Origin of the sequence: Stieleria sp., from assembly GCF_041595215.1 — a bacterium.
Lineage (GTDB): Bacteria > Planctomycetota > Planctomycetia > Pirellulales > Pirellulaceae > Stieleria > Stieleria magnilauensis.
This window is the reverse complement of record NZ_JBFHKV010000277.1, coordinates 1-8715: the sequence shown is the minus strand read 5'-3', so window position 1 is coordinate 8715 and position 8715 is coordinate 1. Positions and strand designations below refer to the sequence as shown.

4 protein-coding genes and 1 pseudogene are annotated in these 8715 nt (G+C 60.9%); all 5 read left to right on the top strand.

Going from position 1 to position 8715, the window contains the following annotated elements; all coding sequences use genetic code 11:
- Window positions 1-957 (top strand): hypothetical protein (locus ABX749_RS12685; protein ID WP_372896309.1); only part of this gene is annotated, 957 nt, incomplete at its 5' end.
- An 8-nt stretch (window positions 958-965) separates the two neighbouring features.
- Window positions 966-3857, top strand: a complete 2892-nt coding sequence (locus tag ABX749_RS12680) for a hypothetical protein (RefSeq protein ID WP_372896308.1) — start codon at window positions 966-968, stop codon at window positions 3855-3857.
- Window positions 3858-3862: 5 nt separating this feature from the next.
- Window positions 3863-4783: a DUF4339 domain-containing protein gene (locus ABX749_RS12675; RefSeq protein WP_145209276.1), complete on the top strand. Its 921-nt coding sequence runs from the start codon at window positions 3863-3865 to the stop codon at window positions 4781-4783.
- A gap of 223 nt (window positions 4784-5006) precedes the next feature.
- Window positions 5007-7652 carry a hypothetical protein gene (locus ABX749_RS12670; RefSeq protein ID WP_372896307.1) on the top strand — a complete coding sequence of 882 codons (2646 nt, stop codon included), beginning with the start codon at window positions 5007-5009 and terminating at the stop codon, window positions 7650-7652.
- A pseudogene (locus ABX749_RS12665) lies at window positions 7649-8715 on the top strand (hypothetical protein); the annotation flags it as partial. The gene ABX749_RS12670 and the pseudogene ABX749_RS12665, both read left to right, overlap by 4 nt.

Sequence of the window (8715 nt, the reverse complement as noted above, 5' to 3'; positions counted from 1 at the left end):
CCCATCCTGCCGGGATCGGGACCGCCGCCGGCACCGCAAATGCCGATCGACATCACACCGCCGATCGAAGAAGAAAAACCCGCTCCGGCGCCGGTTCCTGTGCCGATCGAGACCCTCGACTTGGTCCTGCACTACGACAAGAAACAACTGCTGGAGTTTGCCGTCCAGCATCCCGACGTTGAAACGCCGCTGCCGGGGCCGGTTTCGCTGCGGGGCTACGTGCGCCTCAAGCCGATCCCAGACGATACGGACAACGCTCCCGACATCAAACGCACCAAACTGGTTGTTTGGGGCGGCAGTCCCCAGTCGTTGGGGGCGGCCGAGGAACTGGTCGTCGTGACCACGCAATTGACCGAGCGGGCGCAAACGCTGACCGTTGAGCAGTTGCCCTCGGTTCCCGAACCGTTGGGTCCGACGAAGGTCTATTGGAGCCGCCAGACCGGCGACCTGATCGCGATCGCCGATTTGGATCTTAGCAGCGAAAACGGATGGTTCAGCGAGCAGGGTCGGGCGTACCAGACCGCCGCGGTCAAGCTGGCCCGGTTCGCGGATTTGGCCGATTCCATTGAGCGGGAGAGCGTCGCGTTGCCGCCAAATTTAAAAGAGGTCACCGAAGCGTTTTTTCGCCACCTGTTCCCGGGAAAAGCCCAGGCTCGGATCGAATCGCTGATTCGCCGTGCCGGAGGAGTGGACCTTTCCGAGGCGTCAACCAAACTAAAAGCGTCGTTGCGGTCCAAGCTCGAGTCGTCTAACAAGGCGTTGAAGAAAGACCAACAGGCGGCACTGGTGCAGATCGTCGATGACTGTGGTCAGCTCGCCCAAGTCGCCGCCGAACTCCACGCCGCCTTCGCCGTCTTGGCAGAAGGCCATCGGGTTGAAGTTCCCGAATTGAAATTCCTGGAATCGGAAACGGTCGTGCTGCGACGTGTTCCGCTTCACATACATTTTTCCTGGTAAGTGTTGCCATGCCGACGACCGTTGACAAGATCCGACGCGCTCTCGAAAAACGCGATGGAATTGCCGAAGACGAGATGCGTGTACTCGCCGATTCCTACCGGACACAAGTCCAGGAGGTCAATCAGCGACTCGACGATGCCGTCATGTTGCTGCGCAAAGGGCTCCGCAGCGAAGCGATTCAACGCGTTGAAATGACGCCCAATGCGCTCGACGCAGCGGCCGAACTGGAGTTTCCCGAATGGGATGAATGGAACGAAATTCTTCAGTTCATGGGGATCCCGCTGCCGCCCAAGTTGAATCAGGACTACGTCGCCCAGATCAATGAAGCGATCATCGAAAGTCTGCCGCTGGACGCACTGCTGCGACGGCATCGACGGTTGGCGATCGCCAAAGCGCCGTTGGCGGTCCGTCTGCGTACGCTTCGGCAAATTGCCCGCGTGGATTCGGCCAACGGCGTCTGGCATGACGATGTGGAGAAATGGGAAAAGGTGCGGCTCAGTCAGATCGATCATGAGCTCAAACACGCCCTGGAACAAGAAGACTCGCGTTACCTGTATCAGTTGAACCAAGAGTTGACCAGCGGCAACTGGCGGGTCGCGCCCTCGTCGCGGTTGATCGATCAATGCGCCTTCGCCGCCGAAGCCCACGTCCGTCAATCTCAAGAATCCGAACTCGGTGTCTTGGCCCCGCAAATCAACGCGGCGTTTGAAGATCGTGACGAGTCGCTCGCCAGAACGCTGCGATCTCAATGGCAATCGGTTCGCGCCAAGTACAAAGTCAGTGTGCCGGGCCATTTGGAATCCAGCGTCGCCCCAGCGATGCAGTGGCTCGAAGACTTGGATCGGCAAGCGGTGATGGAAAGTGAACGGCAGATGGCGATGGCGAATCTGGAGTCGACGCTGGAGTCCGATTCGCCGATCGAAGCGGTCAAGAAGGCCTATGATCAGGCATCGCGGTTCGGTGAGCCGTTGCCCGAAGACCTGACGCAGCGCGTCGAAGAGCTGGCCAATCAGCCGGCCAAGCAAGCCAAACGCAAAATGATCCTGATCGGAGCCGGGATCGCAGCGGTCGTTCTGGTTGGAATCGTCGGCATCGGCATGTTCCTCGCATCCTCGGGAAAGCAATCCGTACAACAAGAAAGCGTCGACCAGATGACCCGGTTTGTCGAAGCCGAACAGTACGACGCGGCGATGGACTTCTACAACTCGGTGCTGGCCTCCGACCCGGACTTGGCACGGATGCCGCAAATGGTCGCGATGCAGGCGACGGCAAAGAAAGCGATTGAGAAACAGGCCGCACGGCAAGAATTATTCGACAAGCTGATCGCCCAGGCCAGCAACGATGACCCGGCGTTGATCGACGAGATCCTGTTGCCGCAACTCGACGAGCTGGCCGCCACGCCCGGCGAGCAGGCCCGCGTCGATGATCTCCGTCAACGCAAGGCGGCTTATCGGGCCGGCGAGGCGATGCGGCAGTCCGATGAAATGATCGGAAAGGTCGCCGAGTTCCAGCGGCAGTTCGCCGAACTGTCTTCACGCGGCGATTCGACCGGCAACCGCCAGGCCATCGGGCAGTTGCTCTCGTCGATCGTTCGGCTCCCCAACCAATTCCCGCTCGCCTCGGACACGGCCCGGGCGAAACAGGAAACGCTTCGGGCGCAAGTCGATTCGACATTGAAACGTCTCAAGGACGAAAGCATGGTGTCCCAGCAACGCGATGCGGCCATCGACTCGTTGCTCAACTCCCGTTCGTTGGAAGTCTACTCCGATCGGCTCCGAGACTTTTCCACCCAGTCAGTCTCACGCACCGGCTTCATCGAATTTCGTACCGTCATCGATGAAGAGGATCACTGGTTGAATGTGGAGCGGATCAATGCGTGGTTGGGCGACCTGGAATCCAAGTTGAACAATGGAGTGACGTCGACCGAAGCGGCGGCGTTGATCGAGTCGGCAGAGAGAATCCAATCGGTCGCTTCGCCCAATCCGGTCTTGCAGGCCATGCCGCAATTTACCGAGACGATGAAAGAGATCGTCGGGCGGAGGGTCATCCTGGACGGTGCCTTTGGCTTGATCGCCAAACATCCGCTGTCGCAATTGGTCACGCTGCCGATTCCAGATTCCGAAAGCCCCACCGGCACGACGTCGCATTTGATCTACAAGACCTTTGCCGAACAAAACGCCGACCGCATGTCCCGCGCCGGAAGTATTGGCGTGGACGTCGTGTCCGATCCGCTCGGCGGTGTCCGCAACCGAGCCTTTCAGGGGCCGTTGCCGAAGGTCATCGACGAACCGAATCAATCGATCGCCCAAGTCGTCAGCCAAAAGTCCAAGCAGGCGATCGGGTTTGACACCAAATGGGAACTGACGTTTCTGTTACAAGTCAGCGAGGTGATGAAGCGACCAGAACTCGACGGCGTCATCAAAGAATGGTTGATCTATTACCTGCTCGACGCCGCGACGCGTGGCAGCAAAGAACTCAAGGAGATGATTCCGTTGACGATGCGGACACTGGTTCGACGCAGCAGCGTCCGTGAACAGTGGCACCAATCGCGACCGACCGACCCCGAACTGAACGCGGAGGTCAAGCGGGTGATTGCGGCCGAATTGCCCATCGCCTATCGACGTTTGGCCAATCCCTTGTCCGACTACGAAACCATTGCCGCCCAGCGGCTCAAGTGGGTCGGTTTTCTGACCAAATCGTCCGGCGGCCAAATCGAGTATCATCTTCGCGGTGGAACTCCAGAATATGACGGCACGTTGTATGTCGCCGCGGCCTCCCGAGAGGGTGATGCGGAGACGTCGATTTTTCCGGTCGGAAAATTGCAGCAAGGCCATGTTCAATTGACACCCAATCCCGTGCATCAAGTCCCGGGACGCCCCCTGTTCTTGTTTCCGAACTGAATCGCATGACTCAAATCGAACGTGTCTTCATTCGTTTCCGCGGTCGAACGATCGGCCCGCTGACTCCGGACAAGGTCAAGGACATGGTCCGTCGGGGCCAGGTCACTCGGATGCATGAGTTGTCCGGCGACGGGCTGAGTTGGATGAAGGCCGATGAGTTCGGAAACTTCTTTCCCCGAGCGGTCGCCAGCGGTGGCATGGCCGGCGACATGGCGGCGTCGGCGTCGAGCGTGCCGCCGGGCAGCGAAGGCTCACACGGCGAAGGCGGAACCGCGCCGGCTTCCAACGACAACGCCACGGCCCAGTGGTACGCTCACGTCAATGGTGAAAAACAGGGCCCGGTTTCGATGGACCAAATGCGCCTCTACAGCGAGGCGAAGATCCTCAAGAAGGATTCGTTGGTTTGGAAGAACGGCATGGACACGTGGAAACCGGCTGCCGAAGTGATTCCGGAATTGTTCGGCGGTGCCCCTGCCGGCGGTGGTCAGACGATCGTGTCACACGTCACCAGCGAGACGCCCCCGTCCGATGGCGGTGCGTTGTCGACCGAGTTGGCCAAACACCACGCCCTGATCCTGGCCTTCGGCGTCAGTCTGCTGATCATCGCCGCGATCTTTATGGTCGGCCAAATCGTGGCCCTCAATCAGGGTGGCAGGAAGCTGAAATCCGACACGATGTCTGCCGCGATCCGGATTTCGCTCAGCGGTGTGGCCGCGATCGCAGGCGTGATGGCGGTGCAGTCGGCGGTCAAACTGAAAGCCGCCGCCCAGTCGTCCTCGGCAATCGCCGCCTTGATGGCCGCGCGGACGTTGAACCAATTCTGGGTGATGACCTCGGTCGCCGTCATGATTTGGCTGGGGATCCTGTTGCTGATCCTGATCACGGCCCTGGCCACCAACGTGCCGATCACCAACGTGCTGGCGTAAACAACAACCGAGCTGGCTCTCGTCGGGCATGCTGTGCATGCCATTGTCATTGGCTCTCGTAGGGCATGCTGTGCATGCCGTTCTCAAGCACAGCGTGACCCACCGTGCCGGGCCCCGCGACGTCGCGGATTCTGCGAAGTCTTTCCCAGAAAACTGCTTTTTTTGCACGGATCAACGCGTCGCGCGCCACTAACTGAGTGACTTCCCCCGACTCTGTTTAGTGATGAGACGAACGATGCGACTGACGCTGCGAACGTTGCTGGCCTACTTGGATAACACGCTTGAGCCCCAGGAGGCGGAAATTCTGCGGCAAAAGGTCGAACAGAGCGGGTTCGCCACGCAACTGGTTCAGCGGATCCGCCGCTCCGTGGCCGACCCATCGTTATCCGCTCCCGCTCCCGATTCGGTGCACCCGATCGAGGAGCCCAACATGATGAGCAACTTTTTGGACAGCACACTGCCGCCGGAGCAGATTGCTGAAATCGAAAAGGCCTGCCTGGAATCGCTGCCGCATCTTGCCGAGGCGGCGGCCTGTCACCAGATCTTGACGATGGTGTTGGGGCGACCGGCCGCAGTGTCGGACCGGTTGCGCGAGCGTGTGATCGGGATGGTCGACGCCGACGGTAACGTCGTCGCGACGGATCTGTCGCCGTCGACCGGCGGAACCCCTTCACCGGCGATCGCCGGCGAAATCGGTCCCCGTTATTCGGGCATCGATCTCAGCGACGCCGATGACCGGGCGGCCGCGCTGCCGTCCGCAGAAACGCCGGACGACGCGGCCGTCGGAGCGTTTCCCGATGCATCGTCGCAGCCGATCGCCGATCCCCGAGCGACACCGCCGCATGACGTCCAACCGGTCGGAGTGAGCGATAGTGGGGTGTTCCAGGCGGCGACAAAACTGCGTGAACAATCCCATCAATTTGCCGAGGCCGGGACCGCATTGGACGATGCCGAGCCGCTCGCCGGCGATCGGCCACTGAAACAATTGGAACGTTCCGATTTCTACGACGGAGAAGTGCGCACGTCGCGGATCACCCCGTGGCTGGTCACGCTCGCGCTGGTCGCGATCTTGTTGTTTGCCATCAGCAAAATTTTCACGCCGCTGCTGGGACCGCAAAAACTCGCGCAGTCCGATGCCGAGTCCACGGTCTCCCAATCCGACAGTGATGTGCCCGCGTCGAACGCCGGAGCCGGTGAAGCGAAAACCGGTGAAGCGAAAGCCGGAGATTCGAAAACGGCTGAAGCGGACGCAGATGCAGACGACGAGGCGGACGATCCGATGGCGATCGATCCGGAGATGTTGCCGGCGCCGGAACCGGTCGCGATACAGCCGCCTGTGCCGGGGAGCGACGAGGCGCCGCCGGAACCTGATTCGGCGGCCGACTTGGTGGAGGTTCCCGCCACCGGCGAGACGGCCACCACCGAGACGGCGGAACCGATGGAGGATTCCGATGCACCGCCGTTGCCAACGACGCCCGATCGATTGACCGATCCATCGCCCACACCCGACATCCCCGATCCGCTGGTCGGGAACGCCGAAGTCGTGATGGAAGACTCCGACGCGCCTCCGCTGCCGCCTGGGGTGAGCGAGGAACGGATCGCTTCGTTGCCCGATACGAAGACGCCACGCGATACCGATCCGGAGACGAAAACGCCCGAGATGGACAGTGCGGCTGACCCGACCGCGGATGACGCCGCCGCTTCGGAATTGGCGCTGGCAAAATTGGTTTCCGAGAATGCGTTAGTCGCCAAGCGGCAAGGGGAATCGAACTGGACGCTGTTGGCGCCCGACTCCACCGTCACCCCCGGCAGCGTGACGGTTTGTGGCCCCGAGTATCGCGCCAGTTTTCAGCTGGCCGGAGAGGATTCGCTGACCAGCACGTTGGTCGGACCAACCGAAGTTCGTTGGGAATCGGGCCAGGCGACGGTGAACATGGAGATTCGTTATGGCCGGGGCACGGTTGAATTGCCCAAACCCGGAAACAGTGTCGCGATGACGGTCGGCGAGACCACGATTGTTGTTCAGACAGAAACGGGCCAGGCCGTGCTGGCATTTGAAGTCTCGCATCGTCGTCAGTTGGGGGCCGACCCGATGGTGGCCCAGAACCATCAGACCGTGGTGGTGCTGACCAGCGTCGCGGGCAATTTTTCGGCCAGCGGTCATGGCGACGCGGTGGAGATTCCAGCCGGTTCGCAGGTTGTTTTGAAGCTGAATGAATCGGATTCTGGCGAGAATGCGGTGACTCAACCGCCACAGTTGCCGTCTTGGATTGATCCGGAAGTGGACACGGGATCGTTGGAATCGGAAGCGGCAAGTGATTTGCTGGAGTTGATCCGCGGTGACGGATCCGATTCGCTGCTGCTGTCATTGCGTGTTGCCTTGGGATTTCGTCGCAATGAAGTCGCGGCGCTTGCCGGCAAGACGATGCTGGCGTTGGGTGATGCGTCGGCGTACTTCGGTGTGGATGGCTTGTTTAGCGATCCCAAGCAGCGTCTTTACTGGTCCTCTCACTTGGATGCGGTTCGCCAGATGATGGACCGCAGCATTGTCGACGCTGCAGCGGTCAGGACGGCGATTGCGGGGCAGAACGCGGCGATGGACAACGCCGATGGCGACACGTTGTTTCGCCTGCTGACCGGGTACTCGCAAGATCAGTTGGAAACCGGTGGAGACGCGGAATTGGTGGCCGATCTGGAATCGCCGTCGATGCCCGTTCGAGTCTTGGCGTCGGAGCACTTGCGTGACATCAGTGGCACGACACTGTTCTTCAAACCTGAAGAGGAAGTTGCCAGTCGTCGCGAAGAGGTGGTCAAGAAATGGAAGGTTCGGTTGCGGAAGGAATCGATCCGATATCCGGAAGCCGAATGAGTTCGACCGTCAAGCGCGTTGCGCGAGTGCTGATCGCAACCGTCGTCGTCGTGGGGCTGGTGCTGGCCACTCGCAGTGCCATCACGCAGTGGAACCATCAACAGGATTTGGCCCTGGAGCGGATCGCGGAGATTGAAGCGGCGATCGAATCGGCGAAAACGGCTGCGGAGCGTCGGCAGCTGGAGACTGATTTGGCGTTGGCTCGGTCCCGGGTTCCGCACGTGCTGAATCTCGCCTGGGGAAAAATCGGCTTGGCCGCCGTGTTCTATGGACTCGGGCTGATTCCCGGCGGGTTGGTGCTGTACGAAGGAACACGGGTGTTGGGCTATCGCGTCGGCCTTCAGGACGCCTTGTCCGCCCAAGTGGTCGGCCATTTGGGAAAGTACGTGCCCGGCAAAGCGATGGTGGTGGTGATCCGGGCGGGGCGACTGGCGGGGGTGGGGGTTCCGGTCGTGGCCGGCTCGATCGCCGTCTTTTTAGAAACGCTGACGATGATGGCGGTCGGTGCGGCGTTGGCGGGAGGTTTGATCTTTCTGTTGCCGGTACCGCGATGGATCGCTTGGTGTGCACTCTGCGGAGGCGTCTTGGCGACGCTCCCCACCCTGCCCCCGGTGTTGAAGCGGCTGGTCAAGAAAGTCTCCCCCAAACCAACAACCCCGCCCAATCTACCCCTCCCCCCGGGGACAGACCCCAGTTCGCCGGGGACAGACCCTGGAGATCGTCAGAGATCGCCGGGGACAGACCCCAGATCGCCGGGGACAAACCCCCATCGGCATCAAGTTACGGAGTCACCCTCCCGTATGCGGGAGGGTCGAGCGCAGCGAGGGGAGGGTTCCGGCTACCCAGCATCCACCGATACCAGCAGCGACGCGGCGAAAACCCTCCCCGCGTCGTCGCAAACTCCTCCGCGACCCTCCCAGAGGGAGGGTGACCCCGGATCGTCGGGGACAGACCCTGGATCGATGGGGACAGACCCTGGTGTGATGGGGACAGACCCTGGTGTGATGGGGACAGACCCTGGTGTGATGGGGACAGACCCTGGTGTGATGGGGACAGACCCTGG

Excerpts from the sequence above, each read along its gene's own strand:
- ABX749_RS12680 (WP_372896308.1), top strand. The coding sequence starts at position 966 with ATGCCGACGACCGTTGACAAGATCCGACGCGCTCTCGAAAAACGCGAT.
- ABX749_RS12675 (WP_145209276.1), top strand. The coding sequence starts at position 3,863 with ATGACTCAAATCGAACGTGTCTTCATTCGTTTCCGCGGTCGAACGATC.
- ABX749_RS12670 (WP_372896307.1), top strand. The coding sequence starts at position 5,007 with ATGAGACGAACGATGCGACTGACGCTGCGAACGTTGCTGGCCTACTTG.